Genomic DNA, 236 nt, shown 5'->3' on the forward strand with positions numbered 1-236 from the left:
AGCCAAGTGGTCGGGCTGGCGCGCGGCGCGCGGCACGTGGAGCTGACCGAGAGCAGCCTGAGGCGCCAGCCGGGCCCGGCCAGGCAGACCCTGCCGCGCATGCACGAACAGGGCATCCTTATTTCGCTGGACGACTTCGGCACCGGTTATTCGAACATGTCCTACCTGCGGCACCTGCCGCTGGACATCCTGAAGATCGACCGCAGCTTCGTGGCCGTTGTGGAAACCAACCCGCG

The 236-nt window shown here is 66.9% G+C and carries 1 protein-coding gene; it reads left to right on the forward strand.

The genetic code is table 11. The annotated features are described in order from the left end of the window. The coding region (locus ACQG3P_RS23735; RefSeq protein ID WP_426806419.1) for an EAL domain-containing protein at positions 1–236 on the forward strand (236 nt) is incomplete at both ends.

It is taken from the genome of Stenotrophomonas sp. SrG (assembly GCF_050031795.1).
In the GTDB taxonomy this organism is placed as follows: Bacteria; Pseudomonadota; Gammaproteobacteria; order Xanthomonadales; family Xanthomonadaceae; genus Stenotrophomonas; species Stenotrophomonas rhizophila_A.